The following is a 26,763-nucleotide window of genomic DNA, read 5'->3' as shown; positions in this document are numbered from 1 at the left end:
CCCGAACGCGCCGAGTCGCCATCGGGGGCGGGCGGAAAACGGAAGGGCGAGGGAACCATGGGCACCGCGCCAGCGGTACAAGCGCGTTGCAGGCGCTTGCCCTCGCGGCAGGGCCCGGCGTGAACCCTGACGCGAGGGGAGAGTCGAGCGCTCTCAGCCGCCGGTCTTGGCCGCCCAGGCCGTCAACTCGGTCCGGGCCGCGGCCAGCAGGTCGGCGGAGGGTGCCGTCGCGCCGTTGGTCACCAGCGCGTAGTGCAGGGTGCCCGAGTCGGAGTCGGTGAGCAGCAGTCGGCGGCTGCCGGTGCCGCCGGGCTCCGGGGCGGCCGCGACCGGGGTCGTGCTGGTGTACGCGGGCGGGGCGTACGCCGTGCCCAGGTCGGAGACGACGGTGGTGGTGGAGGTCGGGAAGGACGCCGGGAGGTGCAGTTCGGTGGGTGCCGAGCCGCTGCCCGACCGCCACAGCAGCAGGCCGTACTGTCCGGAGCCGACCAGGCGTGCCACGTTCGGCAGAGAACCGGGGACGGGGTTCCAGGTCAGGGTGGTGGAGCCGTCGCGGGAGCGGTCCTCGTAGGTGAAGGCGACGGTCGTGCCGGAGGTGGCGCTCGGGTAGACGCGGTCGAGGAGCCGGGCGTCCTGTCGCAGCGTCGGCTTGCCCGAGTCGTCGAGGCGTACGGCGGAGAGGTCCTCGTCGTTCCAGGCGTCGGCGGAGGTGAGCACCTTGTCGGGGTTGCCGTTCATCAGCTCGTGATGGCGGCCGTTGTAGATGTCCCACTGCCACTGCGAACCCGACAGCACCGGCCCGCCGGCCGCAGTCTTCGTCCACCAGGTGGAGCCGGGCAGGCGGGAGTCGAGGGCCTGGTACATCGCCTTCAGGACGGTCGGGGCCTTGTCGGAGACGGTGCCGGCGAGCGGGTGTCCGAACTCGCTGACGACGGCGGGGGTTTTCGTGGCGGCCGCGCGGTCGCGGACCGTGCCGAAGTCGCCCGCGTACTGCCCGTCGGCGGCCTTGCCCCACATGAAGACGCCGGAGATCGCCTTCTGGTCGTAGAAGTGGGTGTTGAAGACGTAGCGTGGGCCGAGCGTGCCCGCGTCCAGCAGGCCGCCCTCCTGCTTCTGGAAGTCGATGTTGGCGTTCCAGAAGAGGTTCGGCTCGACGAAGGCGGGCTTGTCCTGCCAGCCGGCCGCGTCCATCCTGGCCCGGAACTTCACGTAGAACGGCCACAGCACGTCCCGCTCCCAGGTGCGGCTGGTCTGCCCCGAGTCGTAGACGCCCGCGTGCGGCTCGTTGTACGGGTCGAAGCCGACGACGCCCGCGAACTGCTCGGCGGACAGGTGCTGTTTGACGTACGCCATGGTCTGCTGGGCTGTGGTGAGGAAGGCGTCCTGGAGGCCGTACGCGTTGTGCCAGAAGTCGTACGACGCGCGCTTCACCGCTTCGTTCTGGGTGATGTTCTGTCCCCAGAACAGGCAGATCCCGCAGGACTCGTCGGGGTAGTTCCCGGCGTCCACGGCCCACTTGGGGGCGCCGTCGCCGGTGTACCAGCTGTCGGGGTCGAAGAGGTGGCGGGAGTAGAGGTCCTGGTGGAAGTCCGGGTAGACACGGATGCCGGCGTCGAGGAAGGCGCCCATCTGGTCGGTGGCGGCGGCCAGGTAGGCGGTGTCGACCTGCCCTCGGGCGGGTTCGGCGTGGGCCCAGGAGAGCAGGAAGCGGACGGAGTTGCCGCCGCCGAGGGCGCGCAGCGCGGTCGCGGACTTCTTGGCGTCGGCGACCGAGGCGAAGGGCAGGCCGCCGTTCTCCTCCAGCTTGGTCTCGCCGGAGACGTTGTAGCCGCGCAGGACGACCTCGCGGCCCTGGCCGTCGGTGAAGCGGCCGTTGGACACGGTCAGGGGCGTGCCGTCGAACCATTGGGAGTCGGTGAGGGGGGCGGCAGTGGCGGGGCCGGGGCCCACCACCGTCAGGAATCCGGAGAGGACAACCAGAACGACGAGGAGACGAGCCCTGATTTTCGTCATGTCCACTACAGTCCGGTGATTTCCGGACACCGTCAACACCACTGACTCACGAGTAAGTTATGACGAGCGCCCCCGTCCGAGGACGAGGGCGCTCGCTTGTGCCGTTTCCCGTTGCCGTTATGCGTGGACGTGCCGGTGTCCACGACCGTGCCCGCGGCCCGCGAACACCCGGTAGAGCGCGAGGAGGATGACGGATCCGACGATGGCCGCGATCCAGGTGGACAGGTCGAAGAAGCCGTCGATCGAGTCGACTCCGAAGATCACCTTGCCGAGGAACCCTCCGAGCAGCCCTCCGGCGATACCGATGAGCATGGTGACGATGATTCCACCCGGGTCCTTGCCCGGCATGAGCGCCTTGGCAATGGCCCCGGCGAGCAGACCGATGACTATCCACGCGATGATGCCCATGTCAGTTCTCCTAGCTGTCGGTTCGCTCCACGTGTTTCCAAGGAACCGGCGACCAAACAGCGCCGTTCAGTTCCCGAAGCGCGAGGAGCCGAGGGTGACCAGGTGGCCGACGAGGCTGATCTCGACGCCGTTCGCGGTGGCGCGTGCGGCCGTGAAGCCGACGGCCTCCGGGAGATCGACCCTCCACGCGGAGGTGGCCCGTTGGGCGCCGGGAACGGTCAACGAGAGTTCCGTGCCCTGCGCCAGGAGGGTTCCCGTGCTGCTCAACGCCTGCCCGCCCACGGTGCCCGAGACCTTGACCCGTGCCGCCTGGCCGTCCGACCCCGGAGCCTGAGAGAGTTTCAAGGGGCTTCCGTCGCCCGCCAACCGCGTGACCACGTCGGACAGTTCCTGGTAGGAGAGGGTCAGGGTCCCGGTGGCGAGGTTCGCCTCGGCGCTGCGCGCGGTCAGCGAGGTCGCCTGCACGCCGCGCAGGTCGAGACGGAGCCGGTCGACGTGCAGATAGCCGCCCTGCGTGTTGGTGGTGGTGTCGATGAGGAACCCTTCCGCGTCCAACGTGACGTGGCTGAAGTCCCGGCGCGCCGCCTGCGTCAGAAACGGGAAGCCCTCGATTCCCACGTCCACGTGTCCGTCGGTGGTGTTCCCGTAGCCGTACTTCTCCTTGACGAGCTGCGCGGCCTCCCCCTCCGCGTAGTGCACGGCCACCCGGTCCGCAGCCGTGAAGAGAACGGCCAACACCACCAATGTGATCGCCAGAACCTTCACCCATCGACGTCTCACGCCGACCCCTCCACCTTGTTCGATGTTCGCGTCCTGATGACGTGATCATGTAGGTCGCGTCGCACTGCGGAACCGTGCTTTACGAAGGGATTGCGCTCAGTCGGTGGTCCGGTCCGGCTCCGCTCCGGTCCCGGTCAGGAAGTCGGTGAGCGCGGCGGCGAGTTGTTCCGGCTGGTCCTCGGGGACGAGGGTGGAGGAGTCGGCGATCTCGATCAGCCGGCCCTTCGGGTACAGCTCCGCGAGTCGGGGACCGTGCTCACGCGGCATCAGTCGGTCCTCGGCCGCCCAGACGACCAGGACGGGGCGGTCGAAGGCGCGTAGCTCCTCGCTCCAGGCCAACAGGGTCTTCCGGTCGGGCGCCGACGTGGCGAACTTGGCGAAGTCCCTGCGGATGGCCCTGCTCCGGGTCGCGGGAGCGAACCAGTCGTCCATGATCTCGTCCGGGATTCCGCGCAGGCTCATCCCGCCGTATCCGTTGCGGTTGTTCCGGAACGCGGGCACCCGCATGAGCCGCGTCAGCAGCCGGACGCCACCGGGAACCCTGCACACGTGGGCAACCGCCTTGGCGGGTCCCGGGGGAAAGTTGTCGAACGCCTCGCAGGCCACCAGCACCATCCGCGCGACCCTCCGGCCCTGCTCCTCCGCCACGAGGAACTGGCCGCCGCCCCAGTCGTTGAGGACGAGGGTCACCTCGTCGAGCCCCAGCCGTTCGATGAACTCGCCCAGCAGCCGCGCCACACCGCGGTGGGAGAGGTCGGCGTCCGGGTTCATCGGCCGGCGATGACCACCGAGAGGCAGCGTGGGCAGGACGCAGCGGTACCCGTCCAGCAGCGGTACCACCTTGCGCCACTGCGTCTCGTTCATCGGCAGACCGTGGCCGAACACCAGCACCGGCCCGCGGCCACCGGTGTCCTGAAAGTCGATCGGTCCGGACGACAGTTCGATCTCCGGCATCGCGCCTCCATGTGACGGATCGTTGAACCCACAGTGTTGTTCCGCTGCAACCGATACTCCGGTACCGGCCGGCAGCAGCGGGTGTTCCGCGTGACCTTCGCAGTCGCAAGACCGATACTTCGAGAATGCGTGAGATTCTCCCGGTGCTGAGCGGCTGGTACGGCGCGGGAGCCCCGTTCGGGCTCGCCACCGTCGTCGCGGTGAGTCGGAGCGCGCCGCGCGATCCGGGGGCCGCGATGGCGGTGGGGCCGGAGGGCGAGGTCGTCGGGAGCGTGTCCGGAGGCTGTGTCGAGGGTGCGGTGTTCGAGCTCGCGCAGGAGGTCGTGGCGAGCGGGGAGGCCCGTCTCGAGAGCTTCGGGTACAGCGACGACGACGCCTTCGCGGTGGGGCTGACCTGCGGCGGCGAGATCACCTTGCTGGTCCGTCCGGTCACGCCCGAGCGCGATCCCGCTTTCGGTGCGGTCGCGGAGTCGGTCGCCGCGGGCGAACCGGTGACCGTGGCGACCGTGTTCGACGGTCCGGCCCCGCGCGGTGCCGCCCTCGCCGTCTGGCCGGACCGTGTGGCCGGCACGCTCGGCGCCGCCGGTCTGGACGTGGCGGTCACCGCGGACGCGCGCGGTGAACTGGCCCTGGGTGCGACGGGCGTACGGCACTACGGGCCGCACGGGGAGCGGCGTGAGGACGCCGTGTCCGTCTTCCTGCACTCCTTCGCACCGCCACCGCGCATGCTGGTCTTCGGCGCGATCGACTACGCGGCCGCCGTCGCCCGCATCGGCGACTTCCTCGGCTACCGGGTCACGGTGTGCGACGCGCGCCCGGTCTTCGCCACCGCGAGGCGATTCCCGCCGGGCGTCGAGGTGGTCGTGGAGTGGCCGCACCGGTATCTGCGGGAGACCGACACCGATGAGCGCACGGTCGTCTGCGTCCTCACCCACGACCCGAAGTTCGACGTACCGCTCCTGGAGGAGGCGCTGCGTCGGCCGGCCGCGTACATCGGGGCGATGGGCAGCCGCCGTACGCACGACGACCGGCGGAAGCGGCTGGTCGAGGCCGGTCTCACGGACCGCGAGCTGTCCCGGCTGCGCTCGCCCGTCGGACTGGACCTCGGGGCCCGTACGCCCGAGGAGGTGGCCGTGTCCGTGGCCGCCGAGATCGTCGCCCTGCGCTGGGGCGGCAGCGGCGCTCCGCTCGGCGCGACGGGCGGGGCCATCCATCCGGCCGGGAGCACGGGTCAGGACTCCGTGCCGGCGAAGCCCCGTGACGGCGAAGCCGACCCCCGTCACACGCCGTGACGGCGATGGTCCGCGATGACCGCCTCCAGGTGGCGCAGCGCCGCTGTCACGCGGGACGGGTCCTCGCGGAAGAAGGGGTCCTCCGGTACCGGGAGTGACCCGGCGAGGGCCCAGCCCCGGCCGCGTGCCCAGGTGGCGTCGTCGGTGTCGACGGCCTCGCGGAAGGCGGGCAGTGCCGAGGCGGGGAGGAACTTCCAGGCGGGCAGCAGGTCCACCGCCGGGTCGGCCACGGCGAGCGTCCCGAAGTCGATGACCGCGCTGAGCCGGCCGTTCCTGGCCAGGAGGTTGCCGGTGGCGAGGTCGCCGTGGACCCACACCGGCGGCTTGTGCCAGGCGGGTGCGGCGAGGGCCGCCTCCCACACCTCCTCCACCGCGTCGACGTCCACGAGGTCGGTCTTGCGCAGCGCCTCGATCTTGGGCCGGACACGGGCCTCCGCGGCCAGGGAGTCGCGGGTGTCCCCCATCGGGACACCGCGGAAGGCGTTGCTCTGCTCGGGTCCGGGCCCGTCGGCCGCGTCGACGCGCTGGAGGGCGGTGATGAAGCCGGCGAGGTCGAGGGCGGTCCGCACGGGGTCGGCGAGGCCCTCACTGGTGGCCGTCTCGCCGTCCAGCCAGCGGTACACCGACCAGGGGTACGGGTAGCCCTCGCCTGGTTCACCCTGCGCCACCGGTTCCGAGACGGGCAGTGGCAGGTGCGGGGCCAGTCGGGGCAGCCAGCGGTGCTCGCGCTCCACCTGTCCGGCCCAGTGGGCGTAGCGCGGCAGCCGTACGGACAGCTCGTCGCCGAGCCTGAAGGTGGCGTTGTCCATGCCGGGCCGCGGGACGGGGGTGAGGGGGAGGTGTGCCCAGTGCGGGAACTGGGCGGCGAGAAGGTGGTGGACGAGGGAGGCGTCGATCAGCACAAGGAGCATGCCAGCGGGTCCCGGGGCGACGCGTCCACCGAATTTCTTGCGCGCCATCGGAATTCCGCCGGTCCGGCGGCGAAAAAATTCTCCGCACTCGACCCGTTTTCGGGTGTGTGGGGTGGACCCGAGTGGGGTACGCGCGCCTCAATGGAGCGGGCGTTTCGCCTTCTCCAGATCATCCCTCGTGCAGAGGAAGGAGGTCCGTTGACAGCGCACCAGTCGCGAAGCCGGGCCGCTTCCGGGCGAGAGGACCGGAGCGGCCCGGCCCCTGTCTACCCCCGGGGCTTCCGGACGCGCTGCGGCAGCCGGTGCAGTGCGACGTCGCTGACGTGGCCGTCGGCCAGCGTGACCGTCATGTACGTGCAGTGGGGCTGACGGCGGCGGTCGGTCGGGGAACCCGGGTTGAGCAGGCGCAGGCCGGTGGGGGCGGTGGTGTCCCACGGGATGTGGCTGTGGCCGAAGACCAGCACGTCGAGGTCGGGAAAGCGTGCGGCGCACCGGGACTCGCGGCCCTGGGCGGGGCCGGTCTCGTGGATCGCGCCGAAGCGCACGCCGTCCAGCTCGGCGTACGCCACCTCGGGCAGCCGGGCGCGCAGGTCGGGGCCGTCGTTGTTGCCGTACACCCCGATCAGCCGTCGGCTGCGGCTCTCCAGCAGGTCGAGGGTGGCCGTGTCGACCCAGTCCCCCGCGTGGAACACGACATCGGCGTGCGGGACTTCGGCGAGCAGGGGCGCGGGCAGTTCACGGGCGCGTTTGGGCAGGTGGGTGTCGGACATCAGGAGCAGACGCACACCGTCAGCGTAGGGTCTCCCCCACCGCGGCGTCGCGATCCGGCCACCCCTGCCACTTGGCCGAAAGGAGCCACATCCGCTCCCCAGGGTTAGCATCGGGCCAGGCGCGCGCCAGAGCAGCCAGGCGCACGGCAACCGACCCGAGGGGGCCAGGAGCCCATGCCGGTCAAGGTCAGCGTCATCGTTCCCGTGTACAACCCCGGGCCGTACCTCGAGGACTGTGTCGCGTCGCTGCTGCGGCAGTCGATGCCCCCCGACGCGTACGAAGTGATCTTCGTGGACGACGGTTCCACCGACGGGACGCCGGCCCGCCTGGACGCACTAACGGCCGAGGACCCGCGCGTCCGCGTCGTCCACCAGGAGAACTCCGGCTGGTCCGGAAAGCCCCGCAACGTGGGCATCGCCGCCGCCCGGGGCGAGTACGTGATGTTCGTCGACCACGACGACCTCCTCGGCGACGAGGCCCTGGAGCGGATGTACGACTACGGCGTGGCCAACGGCGCCGATGTGGTCGTGGGCAAGATGGCCGGCAAGGGGCGTGGCGTGCCGGTGGAGCTGTTCCGTACGAACCGTCCGCGCGCGACCGTCGCGAACGCGCCACTGATCGACAGCCTCACCCCGCACAAGATGGTCCGCCGCGCCTTCCTCGACGGGATCGGTCTGCGTTTCCCCGAGGGCAGACGACGGCTGGAGGACCATGTCTTCGTCGCGGAGGCGTATCTGCGCGCGGAGAACGTCTCCGTGCTCAGCGACTACGTCTGCTACTACCACGTCAAGCGCGACGACGAGTCCAACGCGGGCTTCCGGCGCTTCGAACCGGCGGGTTACTTCAAGAACCTCCGGGAGGCCCTCGACGTCGTCGAGCGGTACACCGAACCGGGGCCGCTGCGGGACAGGCTCTTCCGGCGCTGGCTGCGCGTGGAGATGGTCGAGCGGCTGCGCGGGCGGCGCTTCCTCGACCTGCCCGAGGACTACCGCCGGGAGCTGTTCGACGAGATCCACGGGGTCGTCGTCGAGCGGTTCGGGCCGGGCGTCGCGGCGGGGCTGCCACCCGCACAGCGGGTCGTCGCCGCGCTGGCCGCCGCCGGCCGGTTCGACGACGCGGTGGCCTTCGCGGAATGGGAGGCCGCACTCGCGCTCCGCGCCGTGCCGGTCGGTGTGGAGTGGCGGGACGGGATGCTGCGGATCGAGTTCACCGCCGAGTTCATACGCGAGAGGCGGCCGCTGGAGTTCCCCGCCGGCCCGTTCTATCCCGGTGAGCCTCCCCTGGAGGTGTCCGAAGCGGTGACGTGGGTGTGCGCGGACGCCGTCGAGCGCTTCGCCGGGGCCCCGGCCGATCTGCGGCTGCGGGAGAGAGCGAGCGGCGCGCCGTACTTCCAGCCGGTGGAGGTCACCCGGGAGACGGTTCCGGTCGGCGACGGCACCGCCGTGCGGCTGGTGCTGCGTGTGACGGCCGCCGTCGATCCGGCCCGCGCTGCGAGCGGCGGTCCGCTGGGGGACGGCCTGTGGGACGCCTTCGTGCGGGTCAGGCTGGGCGGCTGGACCAAGGAGTGCCGGCTGGGCCCGGCCCCGCAGGCAGGTAGTCCGACGCCGTACGACGCCGGTGTGGTGGACGGGCTCGTGGTCCTGCCGTACTGGACGCGCCCGCACGCGAGCCTCGCCCTGGACGTGGGCCGCGCGGGCGTGCGGCTCGGCCTCGGCGGCATCACGCCCGGGGACGTCACGGTCGAGGGCGGGCGGCTGCGCGCGGTGCTTCCGCTGTACGTTCCCCGGCCCACGGGTGTGCTGCTGCGGCTGACCGGCGACGGAGCCTCCGTCGACGTGCCGGGCACGCTGAGCCCTGCCAACCCCTCCGGTCTGGAGGTCGCCCTGCCCGTCGGCGAGATGTCCGGGACCCGACGGGTCGCGCTGTGCCTGGCCCCGGACGCCGGGTCGCCCCGCTTCCACGCGCTGCCGTTCGCCCTGCGCCTCGGGTTCGGCGGGGCCCGGGTGGTGCCGGTCCCGCGGCCCGGTCTCGCACAGCGGCTGGCACGCAGGGTGCGGCGGGCGCTGGGCACGGCCCTGGGGGTGAGGAGGGCTTAGGACGACCGGGGGGACACAGTCGAGGCACGGAGGTGACGAGCCGTATGCGTCCCCTGTCGATCGAGGGCGCCTGGGTCCTCGAACCCGCGGTGTTCCCGGACGAACGCGGCAGCTTCCACGAGTGGTACCGCGGTGCGGAGTTCCGCGAGGCGAGCGGCCACGACCTGGCGCTCGCGCAGGCCAACTGTTCCGTGTCGCGCCGGGGCGTCCTGCGCGGGGTGCACTTCTCCGACGTACCGCCCGGGCAGGCCAAGCACGTCACTTGTGTGCGCGGTGCCGTCCTGGACGTGGTGGTGGACCTGCGGGTCGGCTCCCCCGCCTTCGCGCGGTGGGAGGCAGTGCGCCTGGACGACGTCGACCGGTGCGCCCTGTTCCTCGCCGAGGGGCTCGGGCACGCCTTCCTGGCCCTCAGCGACGACGCCACCGTGGTCTACCTGTGCTCGACCGGGTACGCGCCCGAGCGGGAGCACGGGGTGCACCCGCTCGACCCGGAGCTGGGCATCGACTGGCCCGAGGACCTGTCCCCGCTGCTGTCGCCGAAGGACGCGCGGGCGCCGTCGCTGGCCGAGGCGCGACGGGCGGGGCTGCTGCCGTCGTACGCGGCCTGCCTGGCGCACTACGACGGACTCAGGCGCTGACATCCACCTGTTTCCGTTCCCCCGTCACCACGACCGGCTCAGGAGCCGACGCCCACCTGCTCCAGGGCCCGGCGGACCGGCTCCCAGCCCTGGGCTCGCCGCAGGCCCAGGTTGCGGGCCCGGACGAGGGGTCGCCACAGGCCCGCTTCGAGCAGTGTCTCCGGGCGCACCGCTCCCGCGCGCTCCAGGGTCGCCTCGGGCACCTTCTGCGGGTCGGGCACGTCGTACTCCGCGACGATCTCGTCGTACCGGTCGCGCAGCACGGTGTTGCGGGGGTCGGCACCGAAGACGACGAGCTGTCCGGTGGGCTGGGTATCGACGAGGACAGTCACCAGGTCGGGGCGATGGCGGGCGAGGATCTCGGTGAGTTTGTAGACGTCGCCGGTCCAGGCCGTGGTGTGGCGGTCGCGGGCCGCCTCGTCGATGCTGCGGGGCAGCATGTCGTCGAGGACGATCACGCTGCCCCATCCGGAGTACCGCTCGACGTTGATGAAGTCGCGCAGCGCGTACTCGAACAGGTGCATGCCGTCGATGAAGGACAGGTCGAGGGTGGCGCGGCGCCAGTGGCCGAGCGGGTGGCGGCCCCGGCGCAGGTTGCGCAGCGGATGGCGGCCGCCCTTGAGGTGGGCGAGCGGGTCGGCGCGGGCGAAGAAGTCGTCGCTGGTGGCCTTCACCAGGTGGACGTCGCACCGGAGCTCCGAGGTCACCTTGAAGGCGGGGTCGACCGCGATGCTCGGGACGCGGGAGAGCTTCAGGCTGCGGCCGTCGTTGACACCGATCTCCAGGTAGTTGCGGTTGGCGGTGACCTTGTGCAGTTCCCGTAGGAACTCATGGCGTTTCACGCGGGGACTCCTTGCCGATCAGGGGCAGTGCCTCGTGCAGGGCGGCACGCCAGTCGCGCGGTGGCGGCAGGCCGGCCTCCTGCCAGCGGCCGTGGGCCAGGACGCTGTACGCGGGGCGCGGCGCGGGCCGCGGGAAGGCGGCGCTGTCGGTGGGGCGCACCCGGTCCGGGTCGGCGCCGACGCCCCGGAACACCTCGCGGGCCAGGTCGTACCAGGTGGCCTCACCGGAGCTGGTGGCGTGGAAGACACCGTGGGTGTCGGGGCCGACGCGCGGGCCGAGGTCGGCGACGCGTGCGGCGACGTCCGCGCTCCAGGTCGGCTGGCCCCGCTGGTCGTCGACGACGGCGACGGTGTCCCGGCGCGCCTCCAGGGCGAGCATCGTGCGTACGAAGTTGCTGCCGTGGGCCCCGTAAAGCCAGGCGGTGCGGACGACGGCGCTCGCGTCGGGGAGTTCGGCGCGCACGGCGATCTCGCCGGCGAGCTTGGTGCGGCCGTAGGCGGTGCGGGGGTCCGGGGGGTGGTCCTCCGGGTAGGGGGTGGTGCGGGCCTCGCCGGAGAAGACGTAGTCGCTGGAGACATGGATCAGGCGGGCGCCGGTCGCCGAGCAGGCGCGGGCGAGGATGCGGGGGCCCTCACCGTTGACGCGCAGGGCGCGTGCCTCGTCGGTCTCGGCGTCGTCGACGGCCGTGTACGCGGCGCAGTTGACGACCAGGTCGGGCCGGTGGACGGTGAAGGCGCGCTCGACAAAGTCGACCCGGGCGATGTCCAGGGCACGCCGGTCCAGGCCCACCACGTCCGCGCCGCGCCGGGTCAGCTCGTCGACCGTGTCCCGGCCGAGCATCCCGCCCGCTCCGGTGACCAGCCACCTCATGGCGTCCCGCCGGGCCGGCCGGCGCGTCGCTTCAGGGGCTCCCACCAGGCGCGGTTGGCGCGGTACCAGGCGACGGTCTCGGCGAGGCCGGTCGTGAAGTCCCGGCGCGGGTGGTAGCCGAGTTCGGTGCGGGCCTTGGTCCAGTCGACGCTGTAGCGCAGGTCGTGGCCCTTGCGGTCGGCGACGTGCTCGACCCGGTCCCAGTCGGCCCCGCAGGCGTCGAGGAGGAGGGCGGTGAGTTCCTTGTTGCTGAGTTCGGTGCCGCCGCCGATGTTGTAGACCTCGCCGGGGCGGCCCAGGGTGCGGACGAGGTCGACGCCGTGGCAGTGGTCGTCGACGTGCAGCCAGTCGCGGACGTTGCGCCCGTCCCCGTAGAGCGGGACCTTCCGGCCGTCGAGGAGGTGGGTGACGAACAGCGGGACGACTTTCTCGGGGAACTGGCGCGGCCCGTAGTTGTTGGAGCAGCGGGTGACACGCACGTCGAGGCCGTGGGTGCGGTGCTGGGCCAGGGCGAGCAGGTCGGAGGAGGCCTTGGAGGCGGAGTACGGGGAGTTCGGGCTCAGGGGGTGGGTCTCGGGCCAGGAGCCGGTGTCGATGGAGCCGTACACCTCGTCGGTGGAGACGTGGACGAACGGCCCGACGCCGTGCCGGAGAGCCGCGTCGAGGAGGGTCTGGGTGCCCAGCACGTTGGTGCGGACGAACTCGCCGGCGCCGTCGATGGAGCGGTCCACGTGGGACTCGGCCGCGAAGTGCACCACCTGGTCGGCGTCGGCCATCAGCTTGTCGACGAGGGCCGGGTCGCAGATGTCGCCGTGGACGAACTCCAGGCGGGGGTGGCCCAGGGGCAGGTTGTCGGTGCTGCCGGCGTAGGTCAGCCGGTCGAGCACGGTGACGCGGACGGCGTCGTCGGCGGCGAGCAGGGTGCGGACGTAGGCGGAGCCGATGAAGCCGGCGGCGCCGGTGACGAGGACGTTCATGTGTGGATCTGCACCTTGCTGTGGTCGCCGAGGACGAGTCGGTGGGCGCTGGGGACGACGGGGGCCGGAGTCACCTCGACGTGCCGGCCGATCAGGGAGTTCTCGATGCGGCCCACGCCGTGGATGGAGGAGTCCCGCAGCACGATGGAGAACTCCAGTTCGCTGTCGGTGATACGGCAGTTCTCCGCGATGGAGGTGAAGGGGCCGACGTAGGAGTCGCGCACTTCGGTGCCCGCGCCGATGACGACGGGACCGACGACGCGGGAGTTCACCACGCGCGCGCCCTCCTCCACGACGACCCGGCCGATGGTCTCGGACCCGCCGTCCACCTGGCCGTCGATACGGCGTTCGAGGCCCTCCAGGACCGTACGGTTGACCTCGAGCATGTCGACGACGTTGCCGGTGTCCTTCCAGTAGCCCTTGATGAGGGTGGAGCGGACGTCGGCGCCGGTGTCGATCAGGTGCTGGATGGCGTGGGTGATCTCCAGTTCGCCGCGCCGGGACGGCGAGATGGCGCGCACCGCCTCGTGGATGACCGGCGTGAACAGGTACACGCCGACCAGGGCGAGGTCGCTCTTGGGGTGTTCGGGCTTCTCCTCCAAGCCGACGACCTGGCCGGAGCCGTTCAGTTCGGCGACGCCGAAGGCGCGCGGGTCGGGCACGCGAGTGAGGAGGATCTGGGCGTCGGGGCGGGTGCGGCGGAACGTGTCGACGAGGTGGGTGATGCCGCCGACGATGAAGTTGTCGCCGAGGTACATCACGAAGTCCTCGTCGCCGAGGTAGTCCCGCGCGATCAGCACGGCGTGGGCGAGCCCGAGGGGCTTCTCCTGGGGGATGTAGGTGATGTCGAGGCCGAAGGAGGCTCCGTCGCCGACCGCTTCGCGGATCTCGTCGGCGGTGTCCCCGACGATCACGCCCACGTCGGTGACGCCGGCCGCGGCGATCGACTCCAGCCCGTAGAACAGCACCGCCTTGTTGGCCACGGGCACGAGCTGTTTGGCCGACGTGTGGGTGATCGGCCGCAACCGTGTACCGGCGCCGCCGGACAGCACGAGAGCCTTCATCTGCTTCACCATAGCCATGATCAGCCCAAATGGAACCTTGTCCTCCGCCTGCGGGGCTCCGCGGGCCCGCGCCCCCGGGCGGGCCGACGGCGGCCCGGCGGCGCCCCGAGTCAGTCGCCGGAACGTTCCAGCAGGAGCTCGCACCAGACCTGCTTGCCGCCGCTGACCGGCACGGTTCCCCAGGTGTCCGACATGGCCTCGACGAGGAGGATGCCGCGGCCGCCGGTGGCCTCCCAGCCGATGTCGGGCGGCTTGACGGGGGTGCGGGGCGAGGCGTCGGTGACGGCGACGCGCAGCCGGTGGTGGTGCAGGGTGAGGTCGAGACGGACCGGGCCGTCGGTGTGTACGAGGGCGTTGGTGACGAGTTCGGAGACGACCAGCAGGGCGGTGTCGATGTCGTCGCCGGGCACGCTCCAGCCGCGCAGGGTACGGCGGGTGTAGCGGCGGGCGTGCCGGACCGCCTGGGGGACGCGCCACACCGTCCAGGTCTCGCGCCGGGGACGTACCGCCATGCCGTCGTAGCGCATGAGGAGCAGGGCGATGTCGTCGGCGCGGAGGGCGTCGTCGAGGAGGGCGTCGGCGACGAGGCCGAGGTGGGCCGGGTCGGCGGCGGCCAGTTCGTCGGCGAGCCGCTCCATGCCCGTGTCGATGTCGGAGTCGCGGGTTTCGACGAGGCCGTCGGTGGTGAGGGCGAGCACCGTCCCCGGGCTCAGGGAGAGGGGGCTGAGGGGGAAGTCGGCCTGCGCCAGTACGCCGAGCGGCGGGCCGCCGTCCGCCTCCGCGATGTCGGTGGTGCCGTCGGGGTGGCGCAGCACCGGCGGCAGGTGTCCGGCGCGCACGCACCAGGCGGTGCCCTCCTCCAGGTCGACGTCGACGTAGCAGCAGGTCACGAAGAGGTCGGTCTCCAGCTCCAAGAGGAGCCGGTTGGCGTGGGAGACCACCACGTCCGGGGGGTGCCCCTCGGCGGCGTAGGCGCGCAGGGCCGTGCGCATCTGGCCCATGAGGGTGGCGGCGGCCGCGCTGTGGCCCTGGACGTCACCGATGACGAGGGCGACGTGGTGGTCGGGCAGCGGGATCACGTCGTACCAGTCGCCGCCGACCTCCAGGCCCGCCGTGGTGGGCAGGTAGCGGGCGACGGCGACCGCGCCGGGCAGCTTGGGCAGACGGCGCGGGAGGAGCTGGCGCTGGAGCATGCCGACCAGTTCGTGCTCGGCGTCGAAGGCGTGGGCACGCAGCAGGGCCTGTCCGGCGAGGCCGGCGGAGGCGGTGAGCAGGGCGCGTTCGTCGGGGCCGAAGTCGTGCGGGGTGTCCCAGCCGATCAGACAGGCGCCGGCCATGCGGCCCGCGGCGGGCAGCGGCAGCACGGCGAGGCCACCGGGGCCGACCTCGGCGAGGGCGGGCTCCAGGGCGGTTCCGGCGGGCCAGATCTGGGCGCGGCCCTCCCGCAGGGCGGCGGCGAGGGTGGGCATGGTGCGGACGGGCGCGTCGGGCCATTCGGAGCGCCACTCCAGCCGCCACAGCTCGGGCCAGGCCTCCGGTTCGGGCGGGTCGAGGACCGTGACGACCAGCCGGTCGTTCTCCAACTCGGCGAGGGCGATCCGGTCGGCCCGCAGCGGCTTGCGCAGGGCGGTGACCACGGCCTGGCTGACGTCGCGGACCGTGCCGGCGGTCGCGAGGGCCGCGGCCAGTCGCTGGACACGGGCCACGTCGGTGACGTCGGAGCGCAGGGTGGAGGCGTCGGCGACGGTGCCCGCGAGCCGGGCCGGGCGGCCGTCCCCGCCGGGCAGCAGCCGGCCGCGCAGCCGCAGCCATCTGGGCGGTCCGCTGGGCTGCACGACGCGGAACTCCAGTTCGCGGTCGCCGATGGACATGTGGTCGGCCTCGACCACGGACATCAGCGAGGGCAGGTCCTCCGGGACGGTGAGGCCGAGCAGGGTCTCGACCTTGCCGTCGAACTCCTCGTGGGTGAGGCCGAACAGCTCCAGGATGTCGTCGCCGACCTCGACCCGGCCGGTGTCCATGGCGAGACTGAAGGCGCCCCCCGTGAGTTCCTCGCCGCCGTCTGCGGCGGGCCCGGGCGGGGCGGAGCAGGTGGCGGCCTCGGCGACGAGCGCCAGGCACGCGCGGTCCTCGGCGTCGAAGCCGTCGGGGCTCTCGGTCATGACGAGCAGACAGCAGCCGCCGTTCTCGTCGTCCCGGACGGGCAGGGCCGCCAGATGGACGTCCCGGGACGCCATCCGTCGCGACTCGGCGTGCCCGGCGAGCTCCGCGGGACCGAGCCGGACCGGCTCCGCGGTGCGGTGGGCGTCGGCGACCGGGGAACGCCCGGCGACCGGGTAGCTCTCGCGCAGCCCGTACAGGGTCCTCGGTACGCCGACCGACTCGACCAGGCAGAGCAGGTCTCCCTCCGCGCCCGGGGCATACAGGGCGGCCAGCGTCGCGCCGGTGAAGACAAGTGCCTGTTCGAGAGTGCGGCGCACCCGCTCGGGTGAGTCGGGATCGGTCGAGAGCGTCTTGAGGGCAACCTCGGCACGCAGCGTTCTCGTCCTGCGTACGGCGGCGCCCTCACTGACCACGTCCGTCATTACAGCGCTTGTACGACGTATGCGCAGCCCCCGTGACCGTTCGACGAGCAAACGGGGCCCGGTCCGCTCGAAAGGGGCCGAACATGTCTTTACACGTGCGTACCGCACGGTGATCTCGTGACAGCGGTTACTGTCCGCGCCCCCCGACCGGCTGGAAGTCTCGGTGCCGGGTCACGGAGGGGGACGCATGGACAAGCGGTACGAGGTGTACGCGCTGGCGGACGGGCACTTCTACGACACACCGGACCGCCTGGCGGCGGGCAGGGCGCAGGCCGCGCCCCTGTTCGAGACGGCACGGCGCGCCGTCCCCGACGACTGGGCCGCGGCCCGCATCGGGGACTGGCTGACGCTGACGCCGAACGGCCCCGACGGTGCGCCGCTCGCCGGACCGGCCCAGGGATGGAAGATCCACGCCTCGGCCACCCGGGCGAACGCGGACGAGATCGCGGCGATCGTGTGGGACTACTGCGTGCCCCGGCGGATCCCGTTCAAGTTCGTCCCCGGCCCGCACCTGCTGCACCTGCGCAACACCAAGTACGCGGCCCGCGACGGCAGCGGCAAGTTCGTCACCGTCTACCCGGCCGACGAAGAGCAGCTGCACACCGTCCTGTGCGAGCTCGGCGATCTGCTCAAGGGCTACGAGGGCCCGTACATCCTCACCGACCTGCGCTGGTACGACGGACCGCTCTACGTCCGCTACGGCGCGTTCGCGCGCATGTTCGTCGTGGACGAGCGGGGCTCACTCGTGCCGGCGGTACGGGACGGCGCGGACCGGCTGGTGCCGGACCGGCGGGCGCCGTCGTTCCAGGTGCCGGAGTGGGTGAAGCTGCCGGCGTTCCTCGAACCGCACCTCGCGGCGCGCAACACCACGACGGTGGGTGAGCTGCCGTACCGCATCGAGAAGGCGCTGCACTTCTCCAACGGCGGCGGGGTGTACGCGGGCACCGACACCCGGGACGGGCGCAAGGTCGTCCTGAAGGAGGGGCGGCCGCACGCGGGGCTCGCCGCGGACGGCGCGGACGCGATCACCAGGCTGGAGCGGGAGAAGGCGGCGCTGGAGCGGGTGGCGGGGACCGGTGTGGTGCCGGAGGTGCGCGACTGGTTCGAGCTCGGCGGCCACCGCTTTCTGGTCATGGACTTCGTCGAGGGCCGCCCCCTGAACTCCTTCTTCGCCGAACGCCATCCGCTGCTGACGCCGGACCCGGATCCGGCGGACGTCGCCTCCTACACGGCGTGGGCGCTGCGCATCCTCCGGGCGGTCGAGGAGGCGGTCGAGGCCCTCCACGCGCGCGGGATCGTCTTCAACGACCTGCACGTCTTCAACATCATGGTCGCCCCCGACGGGGAGTCCGTCCGTCTGATCGACTTCGAGGCGGCGGCACCCGTCGCCGAACAGGGCCGCCAGGTGGTCGCCCACCCCGGCTTCTTCGCGCCGCCCGACCGCAGAGGCGTCGACGTCGACCGCTACGCCCTCGCCTGTCTGAGACTGGCCCTCTTCCTGCCGGTCACCACGTTGTTCGTGGTCGACCGGGACAAGGCGGCGCACCTGGCGGAGGTCGTCGCGGAGCAGTTCCCGGACGTGCCGCGGAGGTTCCTGGAGGAGGCGGTCGCGGAGATCACGCGGACGCCGGGGGCGGGTCGGCCGGGCACGGGGCAGGCCGCCGGGGGCTCGGGGACGTCGGGCGCCGGGGAGGCCGGGGACGAGGGTCGGCCGGGGCGGTCGGAAGCGGAGGAGGCCGCGGAGGCGGGTCGAGCGGGCGCCGTCGTGGGGGCGGCGCGGCTCGTCGGTGCGTCTCTCGTGTCTCCCGGCGACTGGCCCTTCAGCCGTGACTCGATGGTGAAGGCGATCCTCGCTTCGGCCACGCCGGAGCGCGACGACCGGCTCTTCCCGGGCGACATCGCCCAGTTCTCCGACGGCGGCGGGCTCGGTCTGGCGCACGGTGCGGCCGGGGTGCTGTACGCGCTGGCCGAGACCGGTGCCGAACGGTACGACGAGGGCGAACGCTGGCTGCTGGAACACACCGAGCCGCCGCCCCCGGGTACACCGCTCGGCCTGTACGACGGTCTGGCGGGCGTGGCCCTGGTCCTGGACCGGCTCGGGCACCGGGGACGGGCGCTGGACCTGGTCGACGGCATCCTCGCCGAGAAGTGGCAGAAGCTCTCCTCGGACCTGCACGGCGGTCTGGCCGGGCTCGGCCTGGTCCTCGGCCACCTCGCGGAGACGACCGGCGAGGCGGAGCTGCGGGAGCGGGCCGCCGAGGCCGCCGGTCTCCTCGTACGCCGGCTGGCCGAGCCGCTCCCCGACGCGCCCCGGCGACGGGCCGGGCTGCTGCGGGGGGCCGGCGGGCCGGCGCTGTTCCTGCTGCGGCAGTACGGGCGCACCGGTGAGCCGGAGCTGCTGGCGGCAGCCGCCGGGGCACTGCGCCGGGACCTGGAGTGCTGCGTGATCCAGAAGGGCGGCTCGCTGGAGGTCGACGAGGGCTGGCGGACCCTGCCGTACCTCGGCGACGGCAGCGTGGGCCTGGGCATGGTGCTCGACGACTACCTGGCGCACGCCGACGACGCAGGCCACACCCCGGACGCCGTGGCGGAGTTCGAGCGGGCCCGCGCCGGCGTCGTGACCGCCGCCACCTCGCGCTTCTACGCCCAGCCCGGCCTCTTCCAGGGCCGTGCCGGGATGATCCTGCACCTCGCCCGCACCTCGGCGCCCGGCGCCGGCGCGGACCGGCTCGCCGAGCAGATCGCCGGGCTGGGCTGGTTCGCGATGGCGTACCAGGGCCAACTGGCCTTCCCCGGACACCAGATGATGCGGCTGTCGATGGACCTGGGCACCGGAACGGCAGGGTGCCTGCTCGCGCTCGGCGCGGCCCTCGACGCGGGGTCCACCGCTCACCTGCCGTTCCTGCCGCCGCTCGGGCGGCCCACACAGCGCGGCTCCGCGACCTGACGGAGTCGTGACACCACCCCGTCCCCACGGATGGACACCCTAGGAAGGACACCGAAATGGCACTTCTCGACCTGCAGACGATGGAGTCCGACGAGCACACCGGCGGCGGCCAGAGCACGGTCAGCCTGCTGTCCTGCATCAGCGCCGCCAGCGTTCTGCTCTGTCTCTGACGGACCCCGTACGTCCCGGCCCCGGGCGGCCCGCTCCCGCGAGGGAGGGCCGCCCGGGGTCCCGTCCCTCACCCGCGGGGGCTGCTGCCGCATGACGACCCGTGCCGACGACGAACAGGACGGCCCGCAGGACGCACCACGGACGACCCAGGACGCGCGGGCGTTGGCGCGTTCCGCCGGGCGGCACAGCGGTCGGCGCTGCCTCGCGCTGTGTCTGCTGAGTACGGCCGCGACCGGTGCGGGCCTGGCGTTGCCGGCCGCTCTGGGCCGGGCCCTCGATCTGCTGCTGGCGCACGCCCCGGCGACCCGCTGGGTGCTGTACTGCGCCGCCCTGGTCCTGCTGCTCGCGCTGCTCGACGCGGCCGGGACCGTCCTCACCAGAACCGTGGACGCGCGCACGACGGCCTGGCTGCGGCGGCGGCTCGCCGGGCACGTGCTGGCCGTCGGCCCACGGGCCGCGGACCGCTTCGGCTCCGGTGACCTCGTCGCCCGGCTCGTCGGCAACGCCGCGCAGGCGGGCACGGCACCCGCGGCGCGGGCCGCGACGCTCGCCGCGACGGCCGGTCCGCTCGGCGGTGTCGTCGCCCTCGCCGTGATCGACCCGTGGCTCGCCGCCGTGTTCCTCGCCGGAGCACCCGTGCTGTTCCTGCTGCTGCGCGCCGTCGCCCAGGACACCTCGTCGTGCGCGGCGCGCTACCAGCGGGCGCAGGGGCGGATCGCGGCCGCGCTCACGGAGGCCGTCGGCGGACACCGCACCATCCGGGCGGCGGGTACGGCCGCGAAGGAGACGGCGCGGATCCTGCGACCGCTGCCCGAGCTGTCCCGCGCGGGCCACCTCATGTGGCGGGTGCAGGGGCGGGCCGCCGCCCGTGCCGTCGCCGTGGCGCCGTTGCTGCAACTCGGGGTGGTCGCCGTGGCCGGAGTGCTGCTCACCCGGCACCGGCTGACGGTCGGCGAGGTCCTCGCGGCCTCCCGGTACGCCGTCCTCGCGACCGGCGTCGGAGTGCTGGTCGGGCAAGTGGCGAGCCTGGCACGGGCCCGCGCCGCGACCGGGCGCCTGGCCGAGGTCCTGGCCGAGCCCGCCCCCGCACACGGGACGCGACCGCTGCCCGACGGGCCCGGCCGACTGGAGCTGCGCGGGGTGACCGTCCGGCGCGGCGGCCGCACCGTGCTGGACGGGGTCGACCTGGTCGTCCCCGGGGGCACGACGCTCGCCGTGGTCGGCCGTTCCGGCACCGGCAAGTCCCTCCTCGCCGCCCTGGCGGGACGGCTCGCCGACCCGGACGAAGGGGAGGTCCTGCTCGACGGAGTGCCGTTGCCTCACCTCCCCCACGACGACCTGCGCCGCGCGATCGCCTACGCCTTCGAACGCCCCGCCCTGCTCGGCGGCACCGTCGAGGACGCGATCGGGCTCGCCCTGTCGTCCCCCTCCCCCGCCCGCGTCCGCCGAGCGGCCCGCGCCGCCCACGCCGACGACTTCGTCCGCCGCCTCCCCGACGGCTACGCGACCCTCTGCTCCGACGCCCCCCGCTCCGGTGGCGAATCCCAACGCCTCGGCCTCGCCCGCGCCTTCGCCCACGCCGGCCGCCTCCTCATCCTCGACGACGCCCTCTCCAGCCTCGACACGGTGACCGAGTCCCGCGTCACCGACGCGCTGCTCAGCGGCGGCACGAGCAACACCCGCCTCCTGGTCGCCCACCGCGCGGCGACCGCGGCCCGTGCCGACGCGGTGGCCTGGCTGGACGGGGGACGCGTACGCGCGGTGGGGCCGCATGCGCGGCTGTGGCGGGATGTGGAGTATCGGGCGGTGTTCGGGGAGGCGGAGCACCGGGCGGTGGACAGGGAGGGGGTCGGGTCGTGACGGGCGGGGTTCGGCGGCGCGGGCCGCGCGGCGAGACGCACCGGCGTGGGCTGCGGTTCCTGCGGGCCCGGCGGCGGGTCGTCGTACGGCTCGCCGGGTGGTCCGTGCTGGAGACGGGCCAGACGTTCCTCATCGGCTACGCACCGGCCCGGGCCCTCGACGCGGGGTTCCTGCGGGGGCGTCCGGAGGTCGGGCTCGGCTGGCTCGGCGTCGCGGGCATCGGGGTCGTCCTCGGCGCGTACGGCACCGCACGGGTGTACGCGGCGGTCGCGGCGCTCGTCGAACCGCTCAGGGACCGGCTGGTCGAGCGGGTGGTGGGGCGCGGGGTGCGGGAGGGGGACCACCGGGCGCTGTCCGGGCTCACCCAGCAGACGGAGATCGCGCGGGACACCTTCGCCGGTCTGGTGATGGTCTCCCGCTCCTTCGTGTTCACCGCGGTCGGCGCGCTCGTCGGCCTGTTCTCCCTGGCCCCGCCGCTGCTCCTGGTCGTCGTGCCCCCGCTCGCGGCCGGGGTGGCGCTGTTCGCGGCGACCTTGCGACCGCTGGCCCGCAGGCAGGAGGCGTTCCTCGTCGCCGACGAGGCGCTGGCGGAACAACTCGGCACGGTCTGCCCGGGGCTGCGGGACGTCACGGCCGCCGGTGCGGAGGAACGGGTCGCCGCGGACACCGCCGCCCGCGTCGACGCCGAGCTGGGCACCGCGCGTTCCCTCGCCCGTTGGAGCACGCTGCGCGTGGCCGCCCTGGCGATCGGCGGCCAGTTCCCCATCGTCCTGCTTCTCGCCACCACCCCCTGGCTCCTCCGCCACGACGTCACCCCCGGCGCCCTCCTCGGCGCCCTCGCCTACGTCACCCAGTCCCTCCTCCCCGCCCTGACCAACCTCATCCACGGCCTCGGCACCAGCGGCTCCCGCCTGACGGTGGTCCTACGCCGACTCACGGCGGAGGGCACGGACCAGCCCTTCGAGCCTGAGGTGACCGAGCCGACCGCACAGAGCGGGCGGCCCGACGGGGCCGAGGAGACGGAGCACCCCACCCGGACCGACCGGACCGATCCCGGCCGGCAGCCAGAGCAGGCACAGCAAGCCGAGCAGGACCAGCGGGCCGAGCGGACCGGGCAGACCGAGCGGACCGGGCAGGGCCAGCGCACCGGGCAGACCGGGCAGACCGAGCGGACCGGGCAGGGCCAGCAGGCCGAGCAGGCCGAGCAGGCCGAGCAGGCCGAGCAGGCCGAGCAGGCCGAGCAGGCCGAGCAGGGCCAGCAGGGCGAGCAGGGCCAGCGGGCCGGGCAGACCCGGCAAGCCGGGCAGACCGAGCAGGCCCAGCGCACCGGGCAGACCGGGCAGACCGAGCAGACCAAGCGCGGCCAGCGCGCCAGGCGGGCCGAACACAGCGGCCAAGCTGACCGGGCGGGGGAAAGCGAGCAGGGCCAACAGTCCGGGCTGACCAAGCGGGCCGGGCAAACCGGCCGGACTGACTTGGCCGAGGAGTCGGAGCAGACCGAGCGCGGCCAGCGGGCCGAGCAGGACCAGCGGTCCCAGCCGGCCAAGCGGGACCACCGCGCCGAGCGGACCGAGTCGGCCAAGCGGGACCACCGCACCGAGCGGGCCGAGTCGGCCGGGCAGGACCAGCGGTCCCAGTCGGCCAAGCGCGGCCACCGCGCCGAGCAGACCGGTCCGGCTGACGCGGCTGAGGAGGCCGATCAGACCTCGCGCGGCCGGCGGGCCGAACAGACCGGCGCCGACCAACCGGCCGGTGCCCGCAGCGCCCTCATCGACATCGCCTCCGCCCCCGCCCGCACCCCCGTCCCCGCCCTCTCCCTCTCCTCCCTCACCTTCGCCTACGGCCCCCACAGCGCCCCCGTCATCGAGGATCTCCATCTCACCCTCCCCGCCGGAGCGCACCTCGCTGTCGTCGGCCCGAGCGGGATCGGGAAGTCCACGTTGACCGCACTGGTGGCGGGGCTGCTGGCGCCGCGGTGCGGGGCGATACGGGTGTGTGGGTGGCCGGTGCCGGGGGGCGAGGCCTCGGTGCGGCGGGTGTTGATTCCGCAGGAGGCCTACGTCCACACCGGCACCCTCGTGGAGAACCTCGCCTACCTCCGCCCGGACCCGGTGCCCGCGGCGGAGCTGCTCGCCGCGGCCGAGGCGGTGGGGCTGACCCCGCTGATGGAACGGCTCGGCGGGCTCGACGCCGAGGTGGATCCCGGGACGCTCTCCGCAGGCGAGCGGCAGCTCATCGCGCTGACCCGGGCCTACCTGTCGTACGCCCCGCTCGCGTTGTTGGACGAGGCGACCTGTCACCTGGACGCGCGGGCGGAGGAACGTGCGGAACGGGCCTTCGTGGAGCGGCCCGGCGGCACACTGGTCGTCGTCGCGCACCGGATCGGTTCGGCGCGTCGCGCGGACCGGGTCCTGCTGATGGACGGCCCGCGCACGGCGTACGGCACCCACGACGAGCTCATGCGCGACTCGGCACCGTACCGCGAGCTCGTCGGCGGCCGGCCGTCACAGCCAGCCCTCCCCCTGTGAGATACGGATCGCGTCGATGCGGTTGCGGGCGCCGGTCTTGCGGGTGATGGCCGCCATGTAGTTCCGCACGGTGCCGTGGGAGAGGTGCAGGCTCCCGGCGATCTCCGCGACGGACGCTCCCTCCGCGGCCAGGGTCAAGACACTTAACTCGCGCCGCGTCAGCGGCATCTCCGCGGCCTTGAGGAAACCGAGGCCCAGCGAATCGTCGACGAAACGTTTCCCCTCGGCGACCCGCCGGATCCCGCGCACCAGGCGATCCGGCGAGCCCTCCTTGTCGACGTAGCCGAGCGCCCCCGCCTCGACCGCCCGCTTCAGCAGCCCGGGTCTGTTCGCGGCGGCAAGCACCAGAAGCCGGGGCGGTGCGTGGTCCGGGCCCCGCCGGGTCAGTTCGCCGAGCGGCGGGATGCCGTAGGAGTCCGAGCACTCCAGGTCCGCGGCGCACACATCGGGCCGTACGGACCGCAGCAGGCCCGGCGCGCCGGGCCACGAGGTGTCGTGGACCCGCAGGTCCGGTTCGCGGCCCAGCCACTCCGCCAGAACCGATCGCACCAGACACGCGTCGTGCACCAGAAGTACCCGGATCACTGCCACCCCTTCAGCCAGCGGTACGCCTCTTGTCTCCACCGCGTTGAGCGCGTGCCCATTGTTGACGCCCGTGACCGTCCGTGGGCGCGAAGAACCGGCCATCAGGGTGCGCGGGGGCGCATGTGCGGCGCCCGTTCACTGCCGCGCGCTTCGACTGTGGGGGCATGGCCGGGCGCCGAGGGGGTAGGAGGCGGCGCCGCTCGCCGTGCGCGACGGCCCGGCACGGGGGAGATTTGTCCCTGGGACCGCGCGGCCGTGCGAGGAGGTGGTCGGCGTGTCCGACGGGCAGACGTCCCGGCAGGCGTCGGCGGCTGCCAGGCCCCCGGTGGACCAGCCGCTGCTGTCGCTCGCCCTGAGCACGATGATGGAGGACGTCCAGGCGCACTCCGGGGCGGTGTATCTGCGGGCGCCCGACGAGCCGGTGCTGGAGATGGCGGTGATGGCGGGGCTGCCCCGGGCGTTCGCGGCGCCCTGGGAGCGGGTCGGGCTGAGCGCGCCGATCCCGGTCGCGGAGGCGGTACGTCAGCGGCGGCTGGTGTGGGTGGGCGGCGAGGAGGACATGGCGACCCGCTATCCGCGCATCGCCGTCGTGCTGCCCTACCCGTTCTGCCTGGTCGCGCTGCCGGTGGCGACCGACTCCACGGTGTACGGCGCGGTCTTCCTGACCTGGCCCGGCTCGCATCCCACGGAACTCTCGGAACGGGAGCGGGAGCAGCTGACCGCGGCCTGCGACCGGCTCGCGACGCGGCTGGCGCGCGCCGCCGCGGAGAGCCGTTCGCTGCGCGCAGAGCCGGATCTGCTGGGGGTGCCGCCCGCGGGGGGTGTGGCGGGCACCCTCGGCACGGTGGAGGCGGCGCGCATGGTGGCACGGCTGCCCTACGGGCTGTGCTCGCTGGATCTGGACGGTCGGGTCGCGTTCATCAACGCGGCGGGCGCCGACCTGCTCGGTGTGCCGGCGAACCGGCTGCTCGGCACCCAGCCGTGGGCGGCGATCCCCTGGTTGAACGATCCGATGTACGAGGACCGGTACCGGGCCGCGTTGATCAGCCAGCACGTCACCTCGTTCGTGGCGCTGCGGCCGCCCGGCGACTGGCTGTCGTTCCGGTTGTATCCGAGTACGACGGGACTCAGCATCCGGATCAGCCGCGCGCGGGCCGTGTCGGAGATGAACCGCGCCGGGCCGCAGCCCGGGGACGCCCCGTCGCGGCTGGTCAGCATCTCGCAGGTGCTGAGTCTGGCGGCGGCGCTCACCGAGGCGGTGGGTGTGCAGGACGTGGTGCAGCTGGCCGCGGACGAGATCCTGCCCGCGGTGGGCGCTCAGGCGCTGGTGCTGCTGGGTACGCGGGCGGGACGGCTGCATGTGCTGGGGCACCGGGGATATCCGGATCCGCATATCGTTGAACGATTCGACGGGATGACATTGGCCTCGCCGACGCCGGGTACGTACGTCCTGCGCAACGGAGTCCCCGCGTTCTTCGACTCCCGGCAGCAGTTGGAGCGGCTGTATCCGACCCGGGACGCGACACCTGACGGCTTCGCCGCGTGGGCGTACCTGCCGCTGATCGCCTCCGGGCGGCCGGTGGGCACCTGGGTGCTGTCCTATGCGGAGCCGCATCACTTCCCGGCGGACGAGCGGGCGGTGCTGACGAGCCTCGGCGGGCTGATCGCGCAGGCGCTGGAGCGGGCGCTGCTCTACGACGCCAAGCACCAACTGGCCCACGGGCTCCAGGCGGCGCTGCTGCCCCACTCGCTGCCGTCGCTGCCGGGCATCGAGGCGGCCGCGCGCTATCTGCCGGCCACCCGGGGCATGGAGATCGGCGGCGACTTCTACGACCTGGTGCCGACGCCTCCGCTGGCGGCGGCGGTGATCGGGGACGTGCAGGGGCACAACGTCACCGCGGCCGGGCTGATGGGGCAGATCCGTACGGCGATCCGGGCGTACGCCACGGTCGGCCAGGAGCCCGGGGGCATCATGCGCAGCACGAACCAGCTGCTCATCGACCTGGGCTCGGACCTGTTCGCCAGCTGTCTGTACCTACGGCTCGATCCCGGGCGCGGTCGGGCCGTGATGGCCCGCGCGGGTCACCCTCCGCCGCTGCTGCGCCGCCCGGACGGGCGGGTCCGCGTCCTCGACCTGGCCGGGGGCCCGCTCCTGGGCATCGACGCCTCGGCGACGTATCCCACCACCGAGGTGGATCTCGCCCCCGGGTCCGTCCTCGCCCTCTACACCGACGGCCTCATCGAGTCCCCCGGCGTCGACATCGAGGACGCGGTCGCCGACCTGGCCCTGCGCCTGAACGAGTCCGGAGACCGCCCCCTCGACGAACTGGCCGACACCCTCATCCACCGCCACGCCTCCGCGGAGGAACGCCCGGACGACGTGGCGGTGTTGCTGTTGCGGGCCCGGGAGGAGGAGGGGTGAGCGGGCGGTTGCCGGAGTCGTGGTGACGGCGAACGCCGACCGCCGCCC

The 26,763-nt window shown here is 73.1% G+C and carries 20 protein-coding genes; 8 read left to right on the top strand and 12 right to left on the bottom strand.

The window, feature by feature from the left end; all coding sequences use genetic code 11:
- Positions 1-153: 153 nt before the first annotated feature.
- The 4 genes from ACGFNV_RS05820 to ACGFNV_RS05805 form a co-directional block, all read right to left on the bottom strand.
- Positions 154-2,013, bottom strand: coding sequence for an endoglycosylceramidase (locus tag ACGFNV_RS05820; RefSeq protein WP_393619640.1), 1,860 nt, complete (start codon positions 2,011-2,013; stop codon positions 154-156).
- A gap of 117 nt (positions 2,014-2,130) precedes the next feature.
- The gene (locus ACGFNV_RS05815) at positions 2,131-2,421 is read right to left on the bottom strand and encodes a GlsB/YeaQ/YmgE family stress response membrane protein (RefSeq protein ID WP_393619638.1); all 291 of its coding nucleotides are present in this window, start codon (positions 2,419-2,421) and stop codon (positions 2,131-2,133) included.
- A gap of 66 nt (positions 2,422-2,487) precedes the next feature.
- Complete coding sequence (locus tag ACGFNV_RS05810) at positions 2,488-3,201, bottom strand: DUF2993 domain-containing protein (RefSeq protein WP_393619637.1); 714 nt, start codon at positions 3,199-3,201, stop codon at positions 2,488-2,490.
- Positions 3,202-3,297: 96 nt separating this feature from the next.
- The gene (locus ACGFNV_RS05805; protein ID WP_393619635.1) at positions 3,298-4,155 is read right to left on the bottom strand and encodes an alpha/beta fold hydrolase; all 858 of its coding nucleotides are present in this window, start codon (positions 4,153-4,155) and stop codon (positions 3,298-3,300) included.
- Positions 4,156-4,280: 125 nt separating this feature from the next.
- On the opposite strand from ACGFNV_RS05805, the gene ACGFNV_RS05800 reads away from it, so the two are divergent.
- Positions 4,281-5,447, top strand: coding sequence for an XdhC family protein (locus ACGFNV_RS05800; protein ID WP_393619633.1), 1,167 nt, complete (start codon positions 4,281-4,283; stop codon positions 5,445-5,447).
- Here ACGFNV_RS05800 and ACGFNV_RS05795 read toward each other — a convergent pair.
- Positions 5,435-6,358 carry an aminoglycoside phosphotransferase family protein gene (locus ACGFNV_RS05795; RefSeq protein ID WP_393619631.1) on the bottom strand — a complete coding sequence of 308 codons (924 nt, stop codon included), beginning with the start codon at positions 6,356-6,358 and terminating at the stop codon, positions 5,435-5,437. The genes ACGFNV_RS05800 and ACGFNV_RS05795 overlap by 13 nt on opposite strands.
- Positions 6,359-6,624: 266 nt before the next feature.
- Positions 6,625-7,143, bottom strand: coding sequence for a metallophosphoesterase family protein (locus ACGFNV_RS05790; RefSeq protein ID WP_393619629.1), 519 nt, complete (start codon positions 7,141-7,143; stop codon positions 6,625-6,627).
- Between the two features lie 159 nt (positions 7,144-7,302).
- Between ACGFNV_RS05790 and ACGFNV_RS05785 the strand changes: the two genes are divergently transcribed.
- Positions 7,303-9,225 carry a glycosyltransferase family 2 protein gene (locus tag ACGFNV_RS05785; protein WP_393619627.1) on the top strand — a complete coding sequence of 641 codons (1,923 nt, stop codon included), beginning with the start codon at positions 7,303-7,305 and terminating at the stop codon, positions 9,223-9,225.
- 44 nt (positions 9,226-9,269) lie between these two features.
- Positions 9,270-9,863 (top strand): dTDP-4-dehydrorhamnose 3,5-epimerase, encoded by a 594-nt coding sequence (gene rfbC, locus ACGFNV_RS05780; RefSeq protein WP_393619625.1) that lies wholly within the window; start codon positions 9,270-9,272, stop codon positions 9,861-9,863.
- A 38-nt stretch (positions 9,864-9,901) separates the two neighbouring features.
- Here the strand turns inward: rfbC and ACGFNV_RS05775 are convergent, their stop codons facing one another.
- The 5 genes from ACGFNV_RS05775 to ACGFNV_RS05755 all read right to left on the bottom strand — a co-directional run bounded on the left by ACGFNV_RS05775 (position 9,902) and on the right by ACGFNV_RS05755 (position 16,202).
- On the bottom strand, positions 9,902-10,705 hold the full coding sequence (locus ACGFNV_RS05775) for a class I SAM-dependent methyltransferase (protein WP_393619623.1): 804 nt from the start codon (positions 10,703-10,705) through the stop codon (positions 9,902-9,904).
- Positions 10,692-11,576 (bottom strand): dTDP-4-dehydrorhamnose reductase, encoded by an 885-nt coding sequence (gene rfbD / locus ACGFNV_RS05770; RefSeq protein ID WP_393619621.1) that lies wholly within the window; start codon positions 11,574-11,576, stop codon positions 10,692-10,694. Before rfbD ends, ACGFNV_RS05775 begins: the two co-directional genes overlap by 14 nt.
- Entirely contained in the window at positions 11,573-12,553 is a 981-nt protein-coding gene (gene rfbB, locus ACGFNV_RS05765) for a dTDP-glucose 4,6-dehydratase (RefSeq protein WP_393619620.1), read from the bottom strand. Before rfbB ends, rfbD begins: the two co-directional genes overlap by 4 nt.
- Positions 12,550-13,617 carry a glucose-1-phosphate thymidylyltransferase gene (locus ACGFNV_RS05760; RefSeq protein WP_393619619.1) on the bottom strand — a complete coding sequence of 356 codons (1,068 nt, stop codon included), beginning with the start codon at positions 13,615-13,617 and terminating at the stop codon, positions 12,550-12,552. The genes rfbB and ACGFNV_RS05760 overlap by 4 nt, the downstream gene beginning before the upstream one ends.
- A 110-nt stretch (positions 13,618-13,727) precedes the next feature.
- Positions 13,728-16,202 (bottom strand): SpoIIE family protein phosphatase, encoded by a 2,475-nt coding sequence (locus ACGFNV_RS05755; RefSeq protein ID WP_393619618.1) that lies wholly within the window; start codon positions 16,200-16,202, stop codon positions 13,728-13,730.
- Between the two features lie 187 nt (positions 16,203-16,389).
- On the opposite strand from ACGFNV_RS05755, the gene lanKC reads away from it, so the two are divergent.
- From lanKC to ACGFNV_RS05735, 4 genes are all read left to right on the top strand, one after another.
- Positions 16,390-19,149, top strand: a complete 2,760-nt coding sequence (gene lanKC, locus ACGFNV_RS05750; protein WP_393619617.1) for a class III lanthionine synthetase LanKC — start codon at positions 16,390-16,392, stop codon at positions 19,147-19,149.
- Between the two features lie 56 nt (positions 19,150-19,205).
- On the top strand, positions 19,206-19,319 hold the full coding sequence (locus tag ACGFNV_RS05745; protein ID WP_393619615.1) for a SapB/AmfS family lanthipeptide: 114 nt from the start codon (positions 19,206-19,208) through the stop codon (positions 19,317-19,319).
- Positions 19,320-19,410: 91 nt separating this feature from the next.
- On the top strand, positions 19,411-21,180 hold the full coding sequence (locus ACGFNV_RS05740; protein ID WP_393619613.1) for an ABC transporter transmembrane domain-containing protein: 1,770 nt from the start codon (positions 19,411-19,413) through the stop codon (positions 21,178-21,180).
- Positions 21,177-23,708, top strand: coding sequence for an ATP-binding cassette domain-containing protein (locus ACGFNV_RS05735; protein WP_393619611.1), 2,532 nt, complete (start codon positions 21,177-21,179; stop codon positions 23,706-23,708). Before ACGFNV_RS05740 ends, ACGFNV_RS05735 begins: the two co-directional genes overlap by 4 nt.
- On the opposite strand, the gene ACGFNV_RS05730 is transcribed toward ACGFNV_RS05735, so the two are convergent.
- The gene (locus ACGFNV_RS05730) at positions 23,685-24,293 is read right to left on the bottom strand and encodes a LuxR C-terminal-related transcriptional regulator (RefSeq protein WP_393619609.1); all 609 of its coding nucleotides are present in this window, start codon (positions 24,291-24,293) and stop codon (positions 23,685-23,687) included. The genes ACGFNV_RS05735 and ACGFNV_RS05730 overlap by 24 nt on opposite strands.
- A gap of 265 nt (positions 24,294-24,558) precedes the next feature.
- Here ACGFNV_RS05730 and ACGFNV_RS05725 point away from each other — a divergent pair, with 265 nt between their 5' ends.
- The gene (locus ACGFNV_RS05725; protein ID WP_393619608.1) at positions 24,559-26,715 is read left to right on the top strand and encodes a SpoIIE family protein phosphatase; all 2,157 of its coding nucleotides are present in this window, start codon (positions 24,559-24,561) and stop codon (positions 26,713-26,715) included.
- The last annotated feature ends 48 nt before the right edge of the window (positions 26,716-26,763 follow it).

This window comes from Streptomyces sp. NPDC048751 (assembly GCF_043198595.1).
Lineage (GTDB): Bacteria > Actinomycetota > Actinomycetes > Streptomycetales > Streptomycetaceae > Streptomyces.
The sequence above is the reverse complement of the archived record's forward strand: the minus strand, read 5'-3'. Positions and strand labels throughout refer to the sequence as shown.